Genomic DNA, 17,519 nt, shown 5'->3' on the forward strand with positions numbered 1-17,519 from the left:
ATCTATCCCAGGGTGGGCTAGTTGTATAGCACCCGCGACCAAGCCTCACTGCCGTTGCGCATCACTGTGCGGATGGCGCTTTGCACTTGCTCGGGGTCAGCGTTTTTGAGGAGGTAGCCGTGGGCGCCCTCGGCGCGCAGACTTTCAATTAGCTCTGGCTCGTCGTGCATCGAGATGATGATGACGCGCACGTGCGGATACTGGGCGCGCAGCAGACGAGTGGTCTGGAGGCCGTCGAGGTTGGGCATTTGCAGGTCCATCAGCACCACATCGGGAACCAGGCCCTGGTCGAAATGCTCCAGCAGTTCTTCTCCATCACCGGCTTCAAACAGCACCTCCATCCCCGCAAAGCCGCTTAACAATGCGTGTAGACCTTTGCGAAACAGAATATGATCATCGACCACCGCCAGGCGAATAGGGGTGTTGCTCATAGGTGGTGACAGGAATAACAGGATCGGAAGCAAGATACTCAAGGGGTAGGGAAATCCAAACCCTGCTGCCCATGCCCGGTGCCGATTCATGTTGCAACATACCACGTAGTACGGCCACCCGACTGCGTAGGTTAGTGAACCCCAAACCTATACGAGCGCCCACGGCCGGCTGAGCCTCTACCAGCGCTGGGTCGAAACCCACGCCGTTGTCGATGTACTGGATGGAAAGCGAATCGGGGCCGAAGTTGACGGTGATGTCGATGTTGGCGGCCTGGGCGTGGCGCAGGCCATTGCCGAGTAGCTCCTGCACCACGCGGTAGATAATCAGCTCCTGTTGGGCCGAAAGGCGGCGGGGCTGCCCGTGCTGGGTAATCACCACGCGGGTAGGGCCGTCGGCGGGCACAGTGCGGGCCAAGGCTTCGAGGGCGAAGGGCAGGCCAAACTTTTGCAGGGTAGCGGGCAGCAGGTTGCGCGAAATGCGCCGCACCTCGCCAATCACCTGATCCAGCAAATCGGTAGCGTCGCGCGTGAGGTCGGGGCGGGAGAGGGCGTTGAGGTGCATCTTCACGATGGCCAGGGTGGTGCCTACCCCGTCGTGCAGCTCGCCAGCAATGCGGCGGCGCTCTTCTTCTTGGGCCAGCAGGGCCGCTTCTAAGGCCTGCTGCTGGGCGGTGTCCTCCACAGCGCGCAATTGCTCCTGTTGCCGAAACAGCCGCCGCTGGTAGCGAATGACAAAGACGATGATGCCGCCCGAGAGCAGCATCAGCAACGGCGTAATCAGAACCAGCGGGAGTAACGATTCGGGCATAGCACCACAAGTAAGCGACTATACGCCCGGCGGGTCGTACTAGCTACGAAGATATATATTTTCTCGGCCCGCTAGCACGCTGGTAAAACTGAGCTAGTTTGCCGGAATAGGACGCGACCGACGGCGCCAGCGCAGCCATTCAGGCAGCGCCTGCCGGGGCGGCCGATCCAGCGGGAACCGAGCAAACATCAGTGCCTGGAACATAGCCGCTACTCCTGCTGAGAGGATGAACGGAATCATATTGAGGAATATAAAGTCGAAAGCTTTGTATTGCTCTAAATACGAATTGATGATAGCTACTATGAGTGGTACTGAATAAAAGACAATGACGCTGATGGAAAATAAAAAGTCGGGCCGTTTCTCGATAACGGGTACGTGTTCCTCAGTCAGAAGTAGAATATAATATAAGGCATAAGTAAGTACCATCAAATTGCCGAAAGTACGGGCGTATATATTCACTCCTTTCATAAACCCATGCCAGAAAACGGCATCACCGAATGCAATGCATAGGAATAAAATATAGCCTACCTGTAAGATCCGTCGAAAGGTGGGTTTCGGAATAAGACGATAGTAGACTTGTGATAAAAAGCTTATTTCTAAGATTGAAGTAAGATGAAAACAAAAAATATTATTGTGTAAGTATAGACGTCCGTAACGTCCTGTATACCAAATAGCTAATAGACCAATTGTATAATGAAAGACAGGTCGGAAGGTGTGTGGTATATGACGCAGTCGGGGCAGAGCTGTAGCGAAGGGTACTAAGGCAAAAGCTTCAGCCCCCAAAGCCATTGCGTATAACAGCGTATCCCACCAAGGCATGGTAGCGGTCTAATGAACTAGCGGACTATCGTCCGAGCAATGATCTGGGCAGATAGTTCCATTATCCAATACCGGGTCATCTACAGAGCCATCTTCGCACTCGCTTACGTCCAGTAGGTCGTTGCCGTGCTTATCGACGGCTACCAGCACCATACGGTTACGGTTGGTAGTGGTAGGATCAGTATCGTCGATGCCTTGGTAGATGCGGATGCCAACGCAGCGTTTACCCCAGCGCTTCATGAGCTTTTTGATGGCTTTGCGGCCGAAGAAAGTGGCGTAGGTAGGCTCTTGTGCTACGCCGTCTTCGTCAAACTCGGGGTGTTCTTGCTGATACTTTTTGGTCCATTTGGCAGCGGTATCCAGCGGAATAGGGCTGCCCACTGAGGGGCTGTAGGGAGAGGAAGAGTTAGACATGCGAAAACGACAGATCAGGTGTGCAAGAGCAGAAAGCGTTGTCAAATATACAAGGCTTCCTATGCTTACCAAGAAGCTGAACAGTGAGCAACGCGACCAAGCCAGATGAGTTAATCTTCGTCTGGCTCTTCGTCTTCCTCGTCCAGGTTCTCAAACACCTGATCGATAGTTGATTCGATGCCGCGCAGCTTCTGTTTGCACAGCCGAATCAGCTCGGCCGAGCGTTGCACCTGGGTGGTGAGGTCGTCTACGTCTACGCTGTCGGTTTCCAGCGTGCGCAGGATGGTTTCTAGCTCTTCGATAGCCTGGCGGTAGGTCTGGTCAGACACTTTAAGGAATTAAGAAGTAATAATCTAAGAATGAAAAGCAGGGTGCAGATGATGGTAAAGCGCGGCTTACTTCTCCGGTTGTTGGGTCGGGCGGGGGGCAGTGAGGCGGGCGTACCACTCGGCCGAGGGTAGGCGCAATAACACAGCGGCGCCGGCGCTCAGTTCCTCAGGCAGCAAGGGCGCCCCTGAGGGCCGCAGCAGCTCCACCGTGTGGGATGGGGTAACGGTGGCGGTTTCCTCCACGCCAGCAGCGGCTACGCGGTAAACCGTTGCCCGAGCTAAGCGCAGCTCGGCGCGGTGTAGGAGCCGCTCGGCAGCTAGCTGCACGTGGTAGCGGTGGTGCACCAGTTGCTCGCAGCGGCGGCGGTGAAGTCGCCGGAAGCGCCGAGCGAGGCGGTAGCCCAACAGCCGGAGTCGTAGCTGCTGGTGGGCCAGGGCGCGGGCCGTGGCGCGGGGTAGGCGCTGGCGCACGCGGGCCAATGTGCGGTGCTGCTGGCGCAACTCGGTGCGGGCAACGGTAGCGGCCTGCCGTGTGCGCTGTTGCAAAGCGGTATGGTGCTGACGAAGCTGCTGCTGGGCTGCGTCGCGAATGGTAAGGGCGTGGCGCCGCAGCTGCCGTTGCTGTTCGCGCACGTGGTCCTGGGCCAGCTCCCGGATACGCCCGGCGTAGCCACTCAGCACTGCATCCAATCGGGCCAGGCGCTCAATCAGGAAAACAGCTGTGGCCGTGGGTGTTTTCAGGCTGAGGTGGGCCGTGAGGTCTAGTACGGCTTCGTCGCGCTCGTGCCCGATGCCGGTGAGCACAGGTAAGGGGAAGCTACCGACGGCTGCCGCCAACCCAAAATCATCGAAGGCCAGCAAATCGGTTTTGGAACCACCCCCGCGGATAATGACCACCACATCGAACTGCTGGCGCTGCGGCCGCACAGCATCTAGCGCCGCCCGGATACTGGCGGGCGCCTCCTGGCCCTGCATGGAAGCGGCAAACAGCGTCACTTCAAAGGCATACGGTGCCTCGCGCAGTTGCTGCATAAAGTCCTGCAAGCCCGCAGCCGTGGGCGACGAAATAACGGCCAGCCGCTGCGGGGCCAGGGGTAGGGGTAGGCGCTGCTGGCGCTCCAGCAAATCCTGCTCGGCTAGCTTGCGGATGGTTTCGCGGCGCTGGCGGGCCAAGTCGCCCACGGTGTAGCTGGGGTCGAGGGCTACCACGTCCAGCGAAAGGCCATACTGCTCATGAAACTTCACCTGCACGCGCAGCATCACCTTCAGGCCAATCTGCAACTCCTGACCGGTTTGCTCCGCAAAAACCGGGGCCAGCTGCTGGTAGCGCTGACTCCAGATGGTGGCGCGGGCCTGTGCTTTTAGCTCGGCGCCGCGGCCGGTGGTGTGCTGGTCGGTGAGCACAAGGTAACAATGGGCACCGTCGTAGCGGGGGAGGGTAAGGTCGGCAATTTCGGCCACCACCCAGTAGGATTCCGCAAACCGCTCGCTCAGGGTCTGGCGCACGCGCGTGAGCAGCTCGCCCAAGGGCAGCGCTACCAGCGGCCGGCCGGGAGAAGCGGGCAAACCAGAGTCGGGACGACGATTATAGAGCGGTGGCATTCGTGCAAGATACGCAATTTGGGCGGCGCTAGACGCAATGCAACGCTTCCCGCGGGGTAGTGTCTTATGCAGAATAACTTGTATTTTGGGCAATGCTCCACCTTGTTTTTAATGAAACGAGGTGAAGACTACGTTGCTTTTCAACACCACAAAACCTGTTCTCTTGCACATGAAGAACCGTAATACTCTGACGCTGGCGGCCCTGGCGGCGGCGGGCCTGCTTTCGGCAGGCTGCAACTCTTCCAAAACCACCACAGCTACTACCGCTACCGCCGACACGACTACGGCCAACACCGCCACGGCCATGACGGCTGCTGCCGACGCGCCCAAGGGTGTCGGCATCGACATTGCCAACCTCGACAAATCAGCCAACCCCTGCGACGATTTCTACGAGTTTGCCTCGGGCAACTGGGTGAAAAACAATCCAATTCCGGCCGCCGAGTCGCGCTGGGGCTCCTTCAACGAACTGGCTAATAAGAACAACGCTACCACCCGCCAGATTCTGGAGGAGGCTGCGGCTAACACCACGGCTGCCAAGGGTAGCAATGCCCAGAAGGTAGGCGACTTCTACGCTTCGGGTATGGACTCGGTAGCCATTGATAAGGCCGGTCTGAAGTACTTGCAGCCCGAGCTGAACAAGATTGCGTCCGTGAAGGACCAGAAAAGCCTGCAACTAGAAATTGCCCGCCAGCAGACGCTGGGCACCGGACCCTTGTTCCGGGCTGGGGTAGGGCAAGACCGCAAAAACAGCTCGGTGTATGCCGTGAACTTGAACCAGGGCGGCCTGAGCATGCCCGACCGCGACTACTACCTCAAGGACGACGCCCGTTCCAAAACGGTGCGCAACGCCTACGTCGCCTACCTCACCAACACCTTTAAGCTGCTGGGCGACAGCGAAGCTACCGCCGCCAAAAATGCCCAGACGGTGCTGGCGCTGGAAACCAAGCTCGCCAAAGCCAGCAAGAGCCGCGTAGAGCTGCGCGACCCGTACGCCAACTACAATAAGATGCCGTTGGCGGAGTTCAACCAGAAATATCCCAACATCGCCCTACCCACCTTGCTGAAGCAAAACGGTCTGGGTACGGCGCAAGAGGTGATTGTGGGCCAGCCGGCCTTCTTCGAGGAGGTGAATGGGCTGATGAAGACTACGCCGCTGGCTGATATGAAAACCTACCTGCGCTGGCAGCTGGTGTCGTCGCTGACGGCGGCCCTACCCAAGGCCTACGGCGACGAAGCTTTCCGCTACACGCAGGTGCTCAGCGGCGCCAAGCAGCAGCAGCCTCGCTGGAAGCGCATGGGGGCCGCCACCGATGGCACGCTGGGCGAGGCCTTCGGCCAACTCTACGTCGACAAAGCCTTCTCGCCCGAAGCCAAGGCCAAGGCCCTGGAGATGGTAAATAACCTAAAAGCGTCGTTTGCCGAGCATATTCAGCAAAACACCTGGATGAGCGCACCTACCAAGGCCGAAGCCTTGAAGAAGCTGAACGCTTTCACGGTGAAAATCGGCTACCCCGACAAGTGGAAGGACTACTCCACCCTGAACATCTCGCGCGAATCGTACTTGCAAAACGTGCTAGCCGCCCGCAAGTGGAACTACGCCCGCAACGTGGAAAAGTACGGCAAGCCGATTGACCGCACCGAATGGGGCATGACCCCGCCCACGGTGAATGCCTACTATAGCCCGTCGATGAACGAAATCGTGTTTCCGGCCGGCATCATGCAGCCCCCGTTCTTTGACCCCAAGGCCGATGACGCGGTGAACTACGGCGGTATGGGCGCGGTGATTGGTCACGAAATGACCCACGGCTTCGACGACCAAGGTCGCCAATTTGACGCGGCCGGCAACCTGCGCGACTGGTGGACCAAAGAAGACGCCGAGAAGTTTACCCAGCGTGCTACCTTGGTCGGTAACCAGTATTCGGCCTTCTCACCGCTCGATTCGGTGTACGTGAACGGCAAGCTGACGATGGGCGAAAACCTAGCCGACCTGGGCGGGCTGAACCTGGCCTATACCGCCCTACAAAAGCAACTCGACAAGAAATACGGCAATAACCCCCGCCCGCAGTACGACGGCTTCTCGCCCGAGCAACGCTTCTTCCTGGCCTGGGCCCAAATCTGGCGTTCCAACTCGCGCCCCGAGGCCCTGCGCCAGCAGGTACTGACGGACCCTCACTCGCCGGGCATGTTCCGGACCATTGGGCCGCTGCAAAACATGCCGGAGTTCTACGAGGCTTTCGGCTGCAAGCAGGACGCCAAAATGGTACGCGCCGAAAACGTGCGGGCCAAAATCTGGTAAGCGGAACGTTAACTACTGTTTCGTGAAACCGTCATGCTAATCCTGTCGAAGCATCTCTATGTGAGTAATTTTTAGCGATTACAGGGAAGCAGTAGAAACGCTTCAATAAGCTCAGCATAACAATCTTTAGAAATAAAAAGGCAGCCTACAGGCTGCCTTTTTTATGTTACAGGCACTAGATAGTACAAAACACCTATTAGGTAGGAGCACAGGATTTCCTCCGTATCTTGCTTCTCCAATTCCCATTTTTTCTCCTTTTTCTACCACCAATGAAGAACCGAAATAGCCTGACGCTGGCTGTAGTGGCCGCGGCTGGGCTGACGCTGGCGGGCTGTAGCTCGTCGAAATCAACTACCACGGCCTCCGATACGGCTGCTACCTCTACGGCAACGGCTACCTCCGCTACGGCTACCACCCAAGCCGAGGCGCCCAAAGGTACCGGCCTGAACGTGGCGAATATCGACAAATCGGCTAATCCGTGCGACAACTTCTTTCAGTTTGCTTCAGGCAGCTGGTTGAAAAATAACCCGATTCCGGCCGCTGAGTCGCGCTGGGGCTCTTTCAACGAGCTGGCTGACAAGAACAACGCGGTAATGCGGCAGATTCTAGACGAAGCCGCGGCTAACACCACGGCTGCCAAGGGTAGCAACGCCCAGAAGGTAGGCGACTACTACGCCTCTGCTATGGATACCGTGGCCATTGAGAAGGCGGGCTTGAAATACCTGCAACCCGAGCTGGCTAAGATTGCCGCTGTGAAGGATCTGAAAGGATTGCAGGCTGAGATTGCCCGTCAGCAGACCATCGGCACCGGTGCGTTCTACTACAGCGGGGTAGGGCAGGACGACAAAATTAGCTCGCAGTATGCCGTGAGCCTGTACCAAGGCGGCCTTTCCCTACCCGACCGCGACTACTACCTCAAGGACGATGCCCGCTCTAAGAGCATCCGCATGGCCTACGTAAACTACCTCACCAACACCTTCAAACTGTTGGGCGATTCGCCGGCTGTAGCCGCGAAGAATGCCCAAACGGTGTTGGCTTTCGAAACTAAACTGGCCCAGGCCAGCCGCACCCGCGTGGCCCTGCGCGACCCCTACGCCAACTACAACAAGATGACGCTGGCGGAGGTGCAGAAGCAGTACCCCAACCTAAACGTGGCCGGCGCCCTCAAGCAAAATGGCCTTGGCGCTGCCCAAGAGGTGATTGTAGGTCAGCCTGATTTCTTCAAGGCTGAAAACGCCCTGCTGAAATCGACCCCGCTGGCTGAGCTGAAAACCTACATGCGCTGGCACCTGACCACCTCGCTGACCTCGGCCCTACCCAAGGCGTTTGGCGATGAGTCGTTTGCCTTCTCCAAAGTGCTGAGCGGTGCCAAGCAGCAGCAGCCTCGCTGGAAGCGCATGTTGCGCGCCACCGACGGTGCCCTGGGCGAAGCCTTCGGCCAGCTGTACGTAGACAAGGCCTTCTCGCCTGAAGCCAAAGCCAAGGCCAAGCAGATGGTAGAGAACCTGCGTGCCGCCTTCGCCGAGCACATCCAGAATCTGGATTGGATGAGCGCTACCACCAAGGAGCAGGCCCTGAAGAAGCTGAACGCCTTCACCGTGAAAATCGGCTACCCCGACAAGTGGAAGGATTATTCGGCTCTCACCATCTCGCGCGAGTCGTACTTGCAAAACGTGCTGGCCTCCCGTAAATGGGCTTACAAGGACAACGTAGGCCATTACGGCAAGCCGATTGACCGCAACGAGTGGGGCATGACGCCACCCACGGTGAATGCCTACTACAACCCGCCGATGAACGAAATCGTGTTTCCGGCCGGTATCATGCAGCCCCCATTCTTCGACCCTAAGGCTGATGACGCGGTGAACTACGGCGGCATGGGCGCTGTGATTGGCCACGAAATGACCCACGGCTTCGATGACCAGGGCCGTCAGTACGACGCTGAGGGTAACCTCAAAGACTGGTGGACCAAGGAAGACGCTGCCAAGTTCACCCAGCGCGCCGACCTCGTGGACAAGCAGTACTCGGCCTTCTCGCCGTTGGACTCTGTATTTGTGAACGGCAAGCTGACGATGGGCGAAAACCTAGCCGATATCGGTGGCTTAAACATTGCCTACACGGCTCTGAAAAAAGCCATTGCCGGCAAAAACGTACCCAACTACGACGGCTACACGCCTGAGCAGCGCTTCTTCTTGGCCTGGGCCCAGATCTGGCGCACCAACTCGCGCCCCGAGGCCTTGCGTCAGCAGGTGCTGACGGACCCGCACTCACCGGCCCAGTTCCGCACCGAGGGGCCGCTACAAAATATGCCGCAATTCTATGAGGCTTTCGGCTGCAAAGAAGATGCGAAAATGGTACGCGCTGAAAACGTGCGTGCCCGTATCTGGTAAGCAGACTATTGCCTGAAACGAAAAGCCCTGATGCAGAAGCGTCAGGGCTTTTTTTGTGAATTAGAAGGTTACAATTAGAAAGGCTAGCAACTAGCTCCCCTCCTTTTTTAAGGAGGGGAGCTAGTTGCTAGCCTTTTACTTTTTTATTGCTTAACCGCCTACCACTTCCATCTTCATATTCACGTCTTTTTTCGGCCATTTGTAGGCGTCAATCGGCTCGTCGGCAATTTTGTCTAGCACGTCTAGGCCTTCCACTACCTCGCCGAACACCGTGTAGCGGCCATCCAGAGAGGGTAGGCCACCCTCAGTGGCGTAGGTCTGCACTTGGGCAGGCGTGAGCTTACGGCCTGCCACGGCTTGCGACTGGTTGGGCGCTAACTTCTTGCCTTGCACAATATAAAAATCAATGCCCGACGACAGTTGACCAGGGTTTTGGTCGTCGTCGTAGCGGGCCATGGCCAGGGCGCCTTTTTTGTGGAAGTGCTCGGGCCGAATTTCGGGCGGTAGGCGGTAGCGGTTAATGGCGATGGTGCGGTTAGTAGAGCGCCCACCCTGAATCACCAGCCCTTTCTCTACCCGCTGGAATAACGTCTCATTGAACACGCCCTTACGAATCAGCAGCAGGAAATTGGCCTTATGAATGGGCGTATCATCGTAGAGGCGTAGGCGCATGGTACCCAGGCGGGTGTGCAGCAGCACTTCCGAGCCAGGATGCTCTCGGAGGTAGGGCGTGAGCAACTCCACCACATTGCTATCGGCCAGGGCCGTGAGGTTGGGGCCGGGCACAGGCGGCGGTGTAGTAGGTTGCTGGGTAGTAGCGGCGGTTTCCGGCGGACTTTGGTTGCAGGCGGTACTCAATGCCAGCAGAAGCGCTGCACACACAGACAAGGGCCGGGTATAGGTGCCTAGTAGATTGGAAAGAAACATAGGGTAGGGCCAGAGGGTCAGCAAAAAGGGCTGCTACCCTACAGCCAGGGTAGCAGCCCAAAAATAGCCGGAATCCGGCGCATCCAAATAAATGCTGGCTACAGCTTGATGCCGAGCTTCTTTGCAATATCCGCAAACATCTGCGGGTCGTAATCGTCGGCGCCGGGCGAGTTCAGTTGTGGCTCCTCTTCCAGCACAGGGTAGGGGACACCCTCAAAACCACCCTGTATCACTTCCAGTGGCTGACCGTCCTCGGGGTGGGTGCCATTCCAAATGATACCGGCCTGCTTGTAGTCATCGGGGCTGAAAGTATAGAGCTTTAGGTGGAGTTTCTGCTCGTCCTGCAATTTCTTAGCCTCTGGGAAGGCATCGTTGCTCAAATCGGGCACGGGTACCAGCTTGGTAACTTCCACACCCGTGAGGTGCTCTAGGGCTTTAGCATACGCTACCACGTGCAAACCGCCCCGAACCAACAAGTAGCCTACCATTGTACGGGCAGTTGGATCAGACACCATTTCGTACACGCGCATCTTATTGGCGCGCGCGCCGCACTCCAGAAAGAAATTGTGCAGCAAATCCAGCTTCAGGTTGCCGCTGGCGTGTACGTTTTGGCCAGTCCACGGATTCCCCATCGAGTCGATGGGTAGGGCGGCCTGGGCACTGCTCAGAAAGTGGTAGCTGTTGCGGGCGTCTACTACTCCCTCCAGCGGTGCGGGTACTGGGTCTTTGCCACGCGGCGTAGTACCCGTCAGCAACAAGTTGATGGCATACGAAACAGCCTCAATGTGGCTGTACTCTTCTGCGGCAATACTGCATGTGAGGTCATAAAAGGGGCGTAGGCGGTTGCGCCCCCGGAAATTAAACGACTGGAACGTATAGTTCATTAACGTCGACATTTCCCCGTACTTACCCCCCAGCAGCTCCTGAATAGCAGCTGCGTCGTTGGGCGACGGATTTTTAGGCTTGGGCAGCTCCACTGCCAAACGGTCATAACGCAGAATCATACAGAAGAAGGTAAGTGGTGGAAGTAAAAGTCCCGGACGCCGCAGTGGCTGCCCGGGACTTGTATTACCTTCTTACGCTGCTAGTAGGCAATGGTTATGTGTAAAATATTGACGATCAACCATAAATACCTTACCAGGCGCCGGTGCCCCAGTCGTCGCTGGCTTTTTTGGCTTTCACCTTGGTTTTGGTAGCAGGAGCCGCGGCAGGCTTCACTTTCACCTTCACTTTATCGGGGGTAGGGGCTGCTGCTTTAGCGGGCGCGGCGGTAGCAGCCGGCTGTGGTTTTTCTTCTAAATCAGACGCAGTGGGGGTGCTCATCTCGGTGGCGGCGCCAATCTGGTCGGGGCGGGCGGCGGCTTTCGGTTTCTCCAGGGCCAGCAGGCGCTGCTGAGGCACCAGCTGGTTGTCTTTCCAGAGCTTCAGGTCGGAAGCCAGACGGTCTTTTTCTTCCTTGGTGGGCTCATGGCCCAGCAGCTTGTCGAGGTTGGGGCTGCCGGCGTCTTTCCAGGCCGTGTACCACATAGAGGCTACCAGGGTAGGGGCCTGCTTGAGGCGGTAGGCTACTTGGCCGCCCACAATATCATGGTAAGAATCAGCGAAGGCATCGGAGTAGGAGCGGCGGGTAGTGCCGTACTTGTGCGAGTAATTGTACTTGGTTTCGGGGGTATACTTCAGCGTTACCTTTTCTTCCTCATCAAACGTGGCGCCCAGGAAGCCGTACGACTGCTGCACGGTTAGCCAAATGGCTGCCAGTGGGTCTTTCACGTACTTAGCCTCTTCGCTGTTGAGCTTGTACTTGGCAATGTGGCGCTCCGGTAGCTTCGACTCCCACAGGCTATGAAGGCCGGTTTGGTTGGTGAGCTGACCGTCGTAATTCTGGGTGGTATGCAGGGGCACAAAGGCGTCGCCGATATAGTGGCCCAAGTCCGACGACAGTCTCAGAATATTGGTGGTGTCACCGTCGCGGAAGGCCTGGGTGAGCTGGTCCTTCAGGTCGATAACCGTCCACGGCACGGTACCGTACTTGCGCAGCGTATCGGCCGAGTATTTGGCCACGGCCTTTTCCCAGGCTTTGGGCATGGCCCCAAACGGGTCGGTGCCGTAGTGGTCCATGTCGATGTAGTGCTTGGGCGCCTCCGTGGGGTCTACGTCGCGGCGCTCATCAGGAGCGGTGGAGAGCTTCACCAGGCGCGGCAGAAAGTGATAGTAAAACGGCTGCATGGCTTTGGGCAGCGCGTACACCGAAATCTGCGCAATGGTGCGGTGGCCCATGAAGCCCCAGCCCGGCGACAGGGTAGGCAGCAGCACCAACGTAGCAAGCAGCAGCGGAGTCAGTAGTTTTTTCATCTTTGACAACAGAAGAACACACAGTAGAATACCGTAAAGTTCGAGATTAAATACCTGAGCCTGACCACCAGAACTTCAGTTTTTCCGCCGATTCCTGCCCCAGTCCTATTTTTTCGCATACCTATCCTCATCCCGTGGAAATTTCCAAAAAGAAAAAGATCTACCCGCTCGATGCGGCCTTGCGCCACTACCTGCGCCAGTACGACCGCGCCACGGACCTGCCCATTTCCTACCTCGACCTTTTGCGCGTGAGCAACGCCTACCCCCTGCTCGACCGCCAGGGCCGCGACACGCTCTGGGAAACCGTGTACTACGAGCCCAGCGAGCTGCAGGAGCTGACCCGCGGCCTAACAGAGATATACGCCCTGCTGAAAACCGATGGCGACCTGTCGTTCACCGAACACCTACTGGCCGACCGCATCGACTACTGCCGCTTCGGCAATAGCAACCCGTTTCGGGTGCGCGTGGTCAACCAACTCAACGACAACTACGACTATTTCTACGTGAAGCGCGCCGACGCCTCCCGCGTATACGGCCTGGAGCTGGAGCACCTGCTTTCGCCCAACAGCATCAACTACTTGGTGCAGAACGAAACCTTGATTGAGGAGCACATTGTGGGCATTCCCGGCGACGACTTCATCCGCACCCGGCTGCGCACGCCCCAGCTCAACCAAGTGCGTATTGCCAAGGAGTTTGTGAAGTTCAACGAGCGGTGCTTTGCCCGCCTGTTGGGCGATATGCGCGCCTACAACTACGTGATTGACGTGACGCCCGATTTCGAAGACGAGCAGTACCGCGTGCGCGCCATCGACTTTGACCAGCAGAGCTACGAGGGTAGGAAAACCATGTACCTGCCGCAGTTTTTTAAAGACAACCGCCCGGTGGTGGAGCTGTGCAGCCGCTGGCTGGAGCCCGATACCGTGCGCCAATACCAGGCCGAGGAGCGCACCCTGATGGCCCGGCGCGTGCGCTCGGAGCGCTACCGCCTCCGCGACCTGATGGACTGCATGCGCCGCTCCGAGCTGGCCCCGCCCGAAAAGATTGCGCAGCTCAAGCAAGACCTCAACACCCACCACGGCACCACACAGTTCAGCCGCTGCCGCACCATGGGCGACGTAGTGCGGCTGAACCTGAAAATCATGCTGGTGCGCCCACAGCGGTGAAATGATGAAGTAATGCATAACAGGCCATGTGTCATCCTGCGCTTGCGAAGGATGACACATGGCCTGTTACTCACCGAGTACCGCAAGTACGTACTAACGGTAGTGCGCGGGAAGCGCTACTTGGAAAGGGCGGTTCGTTTAGAAGGATCTGCCTGGTATAATTTGAGAAGCTCCAGTAGCTTTTCGTAGACCAGCGTGGTGGCTTGCTGGCGCAGTTGTTCGCCGTCGCTGCCCGGAAACTCCTCCCGATACTCGTGGGCGCGGCCTTCCAGCAGAATCGTCACGAAAACAGTACCAACGGGCTTATCGGGGCTTTCGGAGGCACCGGGGCCACAGAGCCCCGTCACGGCTACGCACACCTCGGCTGGTAGCTGGCGGTGTAGCCCCTGGGCCATTTCGTTGGTCGTTTGCTGACTTTCTGCTGAGTAGGTGGTGAGCGTGTTCTTTTTGACGCCCAGCAATTTCTGCTTGGCTTCTGCATGGTACGTGACGACGGAACCCAATAACACCTCACTTATACCCTGCACGGGCGCCAGTTGGGCGGCTACCAGGCCACACGTACAGCTTTCGGCCAATGCTAACTGGAGCTTGTGTTGCAGACACAATTTGACCAGCATTTCGAGGTCAGGTTCTGTTGATTTAGGCATGGGATGGCGTAAGGGCAAGTGGTTTAATAAGTGATACGCTCGGCTCCACCGCTGGTTATGGAGGAGCTACCGGCTCACTGCTGAATGAAAAGCAAGCCCAGCATGCCCAGCGCGTACAGTACCAGTACCGCCCACGAGTCGAGGCCGAGGCGCCCTACCTGCCGCCGTGAGCGAAACACCAGTCCGACGGCATACACGCTGCTCAGCAAAATGCCCAAACCAGTGAGGTACAAATCGGACGCCTGGGCACGCGGCAGCACTGCTTTGCCTGATACCAGCGCGGCCAGCAAAAATAAGACGGGCAAAAAAGCATTGCCCCCAAAAATGTCGCTCACTACCAGCTCCGGCTTACCTAATTGCAAGGCTGCCAGTCCAGTCGAGACTTCGGGTAGGGAGGTGGCAGCGGCCAGCACGGTAGCGCCAAAAAATAAGCCTGTCATGCCCAGCTGGTCAGCCAGTTGCTCGCCGCTGACTTCCAGCGCCCAGCCGGCTAGCAACGTAGCCAGGGATGCCGCTCCAAATACCAGCGCTACGCGCTTCGTGCTGCTGTTCGCAAAGGGCTTCTGCTTTTGTTGGGTAGCGTCCTGGGGCTCGGGGCGGTTCGTGGTAGCGGCCGGGGCATGGGCCAGCCAGGGTAGGCCGTGCTCTGCTTTGCCAACAAGGAAAACACCGCCCAACCAAAGCAGTACCAGCACTACCTCAGCCGGCGACACGTGCCCACCCAACAGGCTAGCGGGTAGCTGGGCTCCCAGCACCACCACCGTTAACACCGCCACTACTAGCAGCGCTTCCAGCACGGGCTGTAGCGTGTGCACGCGGTGGGTAAGCGGTGTCGCGTGGCCCTTGCCGAAAGCATCAAGCCCCACCAGCACCAGCGTTTGCACCGCAATGCCACCCAAAATATTGCCCACCGCCAGATCTACTTGCCCGCGCAACGATGCGCTCAGGGTGATAACCACTTCCGGTAGATTCGTCACGATGGCCAGCAGCAGCAATCCGCCCAACGCATCGCCTAGCTTCAGGCGCTGGGCTAGCACATCGGTGGTATCAGAAAGGTAGGTGCCTGCCTGCCATACCACCACGGCGGCTACAACGAATAGCGCTACCAGCAGCGCGGGAGAAAAATGCGACATGGAGGGGAGGGGTAGGGTAGCACATACAGGCGTGCTGGCAGTAGTACGCAGCTTGGCTGATCAGGTAGAATAAGTACGCAGAAAGGCGGGAAAGAATGCTGCATGCAGCATTCTTTCCCGCCTTTCTGTAACTTGCCCGCATTGTCTATTCCTTACATCAACTACGTTTCTATGGTCACGCAGGAAGAATTTGAAGCCGCCGCCCAACGCGCCCAGCAACTCCCCAGCAAGCCCTCCAATACGGTGCTGCTCCAGCTCTACGCGCTCTACAAGCAAGCCTCCGAAGGCGACGTAACCGGCTCCCGCCCCGGTGGGTTCGATTTTAAAGCCATTGCCAAGTACGATGCCTGGGCTGGCCTCAGCGGGAAAAGCAAAGAGTCGGCCCGCCAAGAATATGTGGCGCTAGTCGACTCTCTTTAAGTGGTGAGATGGTGAAGTTGTGAAATGGTGAGTAACAATACGGGTGTCATCCTGAGCAGAGCGAAGGACCTTCTCACGCGAGAACGAATCGTTGGTACGCTAGTCGTGCAACGTGATAAGGTCCTTCGCAAGCGGACGCCAGATGAAGGATGACACCCGTATTGTTACTCACTATTTACTACTGCTTGGGAGCGGGGAGGTCGAAGGCTTTGGCGTCGTGCTCGAAGTGGCCTTTGTGGGAGCCGTCGCAGAAGGGCTTTTGGGCCGAGAGGCCGCAGCGGCAGATGCTGATTCGCTCGCGGCCGCCCAGGCCGTAGGGGTTGCCTTGCGCGTCTACCAGCTCAAAATCGTTGCCCTCTACGCGCAGGGAGCCATTGCTGAGAACCGTAAGTTTGGTTGCCATTGTTGAAAACAGGTTTGGTGAACCGTAAAGATAACCGCCACATTGGCAACTGGCCGCGCCGACGCGCTATACCAACTCCTTGCGCAGAATAAAATCGTTCATCCAGTACGGACCAATCGGAATATCATCCTCACGGTAACGTTGGAAGCCCAGGCGCTCATAGAAGGATACGGCCGGGTTGTAGCGGTTCACATTCAGCTCCAGCGTCTGTCCGCCGGCGGCGCGCACGGCATGTTCTACCGCCTCTACCAGCCGCTGCCCTAGTCCCTGGCCCTGGTGGGAGGGTAGCACGTAGATTTTGTGTAGCTTATACACCGCCTCCTCTGCGGGCAGGGGCGAAAACGATGCGTAACCGGCTGGGTGCCCCTCTACCAGCAGCAGCAGGAAGCTGTGCTGGTCGTCGGTCATTTGGCGATGCAGGGAAGCGGGGGTGTAAATCACCCGGTACATGTAGTCGATCTGTTCCTTGGAAAGGATAAATCGGTAGGTAGGCTCCCAAGTGGCTTCAGCCAGCGTGATGATGGTAGGAATATCCGCCAGGGTGGCAGGCTGAACGGCAATAGCAGTGGGAGAAGAAGCAGACATAGACCGCAAAAACGGCATTTTTCGCGGAAAAAGCGAACTTTACCTGCGTTCCATTACATCTTTGGGCCGGAAATTGTCGTTGGCAGGGCAGGGGCAGCCAGAGCTGCCTCATTTGTACCAGTGGCTTCGGCCCGTTTTCTTACGAAAATGAAAAAATACGCATTCTCCTTTTTTCTGGCGGCCAGCGCCTTCGTGCCGCTTACCGCCGCCACCGCACAAACCACTACTCCCAACCGCACGCAGTCGAAAGCCGAAACGGAGCTGCGCAATTTCTCGGCTTGGGTGAATCAGCAAGTGGATAAGGCTGATGCCAGCGCCCGCCGCAACTGGCCTGCCCTGAAGTCCAACTTCGACCGCCAGAGCCAGCGCCTCGACCGCGCCACCGACAGTCTCTCTACGCAGTCGAAACGTGAGTATGCGCAACAGAAAACGCGCTACCAGGAGTGGGCTGCCCAGCAGCAGCGCCTAGAAGCCCAGGCCGCGCAGCCTGCCACCGAGCAGCAGGCGCAGCGCCGCCTGCTCAACGAAGATGTACAGATCAGCAAGGCCCGCGCGTCGGAAATGGTGGATCTGTACTCGCGCTTCGTTGATGCCACCCGTGCCCAGCGCCGGCAATGGACTGACACTGAATGGGCTGAGGCCAGCACGGTTCTGAGCTCTCTGAATGCCCGCTACGAGCAAGTGCGCAGTCAGATTGCCATGGAGGACCGCCTGCGCATTCGCTCCTGGCAAGGGGAGTTCCGGACGCTGGAAAAGGCCCGGGGCATGAAGGATATTGTGACGGACGATAAGTAGCCGGGCGC

The 17,519-nt window shown here is 57.8% G+C and carries 18 protein-coding genes; 5 read left to right on the plus strand and 13 right to left on the minus strand.

The annotated features are described in order from the left end of the window. Window positions 1–17: 17 nt before the first annotated feature. The 6 genes from MUN82_RS01555 to xseA all read right to left on the minus strand — a co-directional run bounded on the left by MUN82_RS01555 (window position 18) and on the right by xseA (window position 4,403). Window positions 18–431 carry a response regulator gene (locus MUN82_RS01555; protein WP_245094281.1) on the minus strand — a complete coding sequence of 138 codons (414 nt, stop codon included), beginning with the start codon at window positions 429–431 and terminating at the stop codon, window positions 18–20. Further along, complete coding sequence (locus MUN82_RS01560) at window positions 394–1,239, minus strand: sensor histidine kinase (protein ID WP_245094284.1); 846 nt, start codon at window positions 1,237–1,239, stop codon at window positions 394–396. Before MUN82_RS01560 ends, MUN82_RS01555 begins: the two co-directional genes overlap by 38 nt. Before the next feature lie 93 nt (window positions 1,240–1,332). Further along, complete coding sequence (locus tag MUN82_RS01565) at window positions 1,333–2,058, minus strand: hypothetical protein (RefSeq protein ID WP_245094286.1); 726 nt, start codon at window positions 2,056–2,058, stop codon at window positions 1,333–1,335. Between the two features lie 9 nt (window positions 2,059–2,067). Continuing rightward, on the minus strand, window positions 2,068–2,472 hold the full coding sequence (locus tag MUN82_RS01570) for a hypothetical protein (protein ID WP_245094288.1): 405 nt from the start codon (window positions 2,470–2,472) through the stop codon (window positions 2,068–2,070). A 110-nt stretch (window positions 2,473–2,582) separates the two neighbouring features. Further along, window positions 2,583–2,801, minus strand: coding sequence for an exodeoxyribonuclease VII small subunit (gene xseB / locus MUN82_RS01575; RefSeq protein WP_187319121.1), 219 nt, complete (start codon window positions 2,799–2,801; stop codon window positions 2,583–2,585). Between the two features lie 66 nt (window positions 2,802–2,867). Further along, the gene (gene xseA / locus MUN82_RS01580; protein WP_245094291.1) at window positions 2,868–4,403 is read right to left on the minus strand and encodes an exodeoxyribonuclease VII large subunit; all 1,536 of its coding nucleotides are present in this window, start codon (window positions 4,401–4,403) and stop codon (window positions 2,868–2,870) included. Between the two features lie 169 nt (window positions 4,404–4,572). Here xseA and MUN82_RS01585 point away from each other — a divergent pair, with 169 nt between their 5' ends. Then, complete coding sequence (locus tag MUN82_RS01585) at window positions 4,573–6,699, plus strand: M13 family metallopeptidase (RefSeq protein ID WP_245094293.1); 2,127 nt, start codon at window positions 4,573–4,575, stop codon at window positions 6,697–6,699. Between the two features lie 269 nt (window positions 6,700–6,968). Beyond that, window positions 6,969–9,086, plus strand: coding sequence for a M13 family metallopeptidase (locus tag MUN82_RS01590; RefSeq protein ID WP_245094295.1), 2,118 nt, complete (start codon window positions 6,969–6,971; stop codon window positions 9,084–9,086). A gap of 150 nt (window positions 9,087–9,236) precedes the next feature. On the opposite strand, the gene MUN82_RS01595 is transcribed toward MUN82_RS01590, so the two are convergent. From MUN82_RS01595 to MUN82_RS01605, 3 genes are all read right to left on the minus strand, one after another. Beyond that, complete coding sequence (locus tag MUN82_RS01595; protein ID WP_245094298.1) at window positions 9,237–10,013, minus strand: peptidylprolyl isomerase; 777 nt, start codon at window positions 10,011–10,013, stop codon at window positions 9,237–9,239. A 98-nt stretch (window positions 10,014–10,111) separates the two neighbouring features. Then, the gene (locus tag MUN82_RS01600) at window positions 10,112–11,017 is read right to left on the minus strand and encodes a manganese catalase family protein (RefSeq protein ID WP_245094300.1); all 906 of its coding nucleotides are present in this window, start codon (window positions 11,015–11,017) and stop codon (window positions 10,112–10,114) included. A gap of 130 nt (window positions 11,018–11,147) precedes the next feature. Then, window positions 11,148–12,365, minus strand: a complete 1,218-nt coding sequence (locus MUN82_RS01605) for a zinc dependent phospholipase C family protein (protein ID WP_245094302.1) — start codon at window positions 12,363–12,365, stop codon at window positions 11,148–11,150. Window positions 12,366–12,499: 134 nt separating this feature from the next. Between MUN82_RS01605 and MUN82_RS01610 the strand changes: the two genes are divergently transcribed. Further along, window positions 12,500–13,528, plus strand: a complete 1,029-nt coding sequence (locus tag MUN82_RS01610; protein ID WP_245094305.1) for a hypothetical protein — start codon at window positions 12,500–12,502, stop codon at window positions 13,526–13,528. Window positions 13,529–13,644: 116 nt separating this feature from the next. On the opposite strand, the gene MUN82_RS01615 is transcribed toward MUN82_RS01610, so the two are convergent. Then, a complete protein-coding gene (locus tag MUN82_RS01615) occupies window positions 13,645–14,175 on the minus strand; it encodes a CinA family protein (protein ID WP_245094308.1) in 531 nt (176 codons plus the stop codon). A gap of 74 nt (window positions 14,176–14,249) precedes the next feature. Further along, a complete protein-coding gene (locus tag MUN82_RS01620; protein ID WP_245094311.1) occupies window positions 14,250–15,308 on the minus strand; it encodes a sodium:calcium antiporter in 1,059 nt (352 codons plus the stop codon). Between the two features lie 171 nt (window positions 15,309–15,479). Between MUN82_RS01620 and MUN82_RS01625 the strand changes: the two genes are divergently transcribed. Continuing rightward, window positions 15,480–15,728, plus strand: a complete 249-nt coding sequence (locus tag MUN82_RS01625; protein ID WP_245097639.1) for an acyl-CoA-binding protein — start codon at window positions 15,480–15,482, stop codon at window positions 15,726–15,728. Window positions 15,729–15,906: 178 nt separating this feature from the next. Here the strand turns inward: MUN82_RS01625 and MUN82_RS01630 are convergent, their stop codons facing one another. Continuing rightward, a complete protein-coding gene (locus MUN82_RS01630; protein ID WP_245094313.1) occupies window positions 15,907–16,131 on the minus strand; it encodes a CDGSH iron-sulfur domain-containing protein in 225 nt (74 codons plus the stop codon). 66 nt (window positions 16,132–16,197) lie between these two features. Further along, the gene (locus tag MUN82_RS01635) at window positions 16,198–16,716 is read right to left on the minus strand and encodes a GNAT family N-acetyltransferase (RefSeq protein ID WP_245094315.1); all 519 of its coding nucleotides are present in this window, start codon (window positions 16,714–16,716) and stop codon (window positions 16,198–16,200) included. 147 nt (window positions 16,717–16,863) lie between these two features. Here MUN82_RS01635 and MUN82_RS01640 point away from each other — a divergent pair, with 147 nt between their 5' ends. Then, window positions 16,864–17,511, plus strand: a complete 648-nt coding sequence (locus MUN82_RS01640) for a hypothetical protein (protein ID WP_245094318.1) — start codon at window positions 16,864–16,866, stop codon at window positions 17,509–17,511. Window positions 17,512–17,519: the final 8 nt, after the last annotated feature.

The sequence above is a fragment of the Hymenobacter aerilatus genome (assembly GCF_022921095.1).
Lineage (GTDB): Bacteria > Bacteroidota > Bacteroidia > Cytophagales > Hymenobacteraceae > Hymenobacter > Hymenobacter aerilatus.

Coding starts and splice junctions, on each gene's coding strand:
- MUN82_RS01625 (WP_245097639.1), top strand. CDS start 15,480: ATGGTCACGCAGGAAGAATTTGAAGCCGCCGCCCAACGCGCCCAGCAA.
- MUN82_RS01620 (WP_245094311.1), bottom strand. CDS start 15,308: ATGTCGCATTTTTCTCCCGCGCTGCTGGTAGCGCTATTCGTTGTAGCC.
- MUN82_RS01565 (WP_245094286.1), bottom strand. CDS start 2,058: ATGCCTTGGTGGGATACGCTGTTATACGCAATGGCTTTGGGGGCTGAA.
- xseA (WP_245094291.1), bottom strand. CDS start 4,403: ATGCCACCGCTCTATAATCGTCGTCCCGACTCTGGTTTGCCCGCTTCT.
- MUN82_RS01570 (WP_245094288.1), bottom strand. CDS start 2,472: ATGTCTAACTCTTCCTCTCCCTACAGCCCCTCAGTGGGCAGCCCTATT.
- MUN82_RS01640 (WP_245094318.1), top strand. CDS start 16,864: ATGAAAAAATACGCATTCTCCTTTTTTCTGGCGGCCAGCGCCTTCGTG.
- MUN82_RS01590 (WP_245094295.1), top strand. CDS start 6,969: ATGAAGAACCGAAATAGCCTGACGCTGGCTGTAGTGGCCGCGGCTGGG.
- MUN82_RS01600 (WP_245094300.1), bottom strand. CDS start 11,017: ATGATTCTGCGTTATGACCGTTTGGCAGTGGAGCTGCCCAAGCCTAAA.
- MUN82_RS01595 (WP_245094298.1), bottom strand. CDS start 10,013: ATGTTTCTTTCCAATCTACTAGGCACCTATACCCGGCCCTTGTCTGTG.
- MUN82_RS01555 (WP_245094281.1), bottom strand. CDS start 431: ATGAGCAACACCCCTATTCGCCTGGCGGTGGTCGATGATCATATTCTG.
- MUN82_RS01560 (WP_245094284.1), bottom strand. CDS start 1,239: ATGCCCGAATCGTTACTCCCGCTGGTTCTGATTACGCCGTTGCTGATG.
- MUN82_RS01635 (WP_245094315.1), bottom strand. CDS start 16,716: ATGTCTGCTTCTTCTCCCACTGCTATTGCCGTTCAGCCTGCCACCCTG.
- MUN82_RS01585 (WP_245094293.1), top strand. CDS start 4,573: ATGAAGAACCGTAATACTCTGACGCTGGCGGCCCTGGCGGCGGCGGGC.
- MUN82_RS01615 (WP_245094308.1), bottom strand. CDS start 14,175: ATGCCTAAATCAACAGAACCTGACCTCGAAATGCTGGTCAAATTGTGT.
- MUN82_RS01630 (WP_245094313.1), bottom strand. CDS start 16,131: ATGGCAACCAAACTTACGGTTCTCAGCAATGGCTCCCTGCGCGTAGAG.
- MUN82_RS01605 (WP_245094302.1), bottom strand. CDS start 12,365: ATGAAAAAACTACTGACTCCGCTGCTGCTTGCTACGTTGGTGCTGCTG.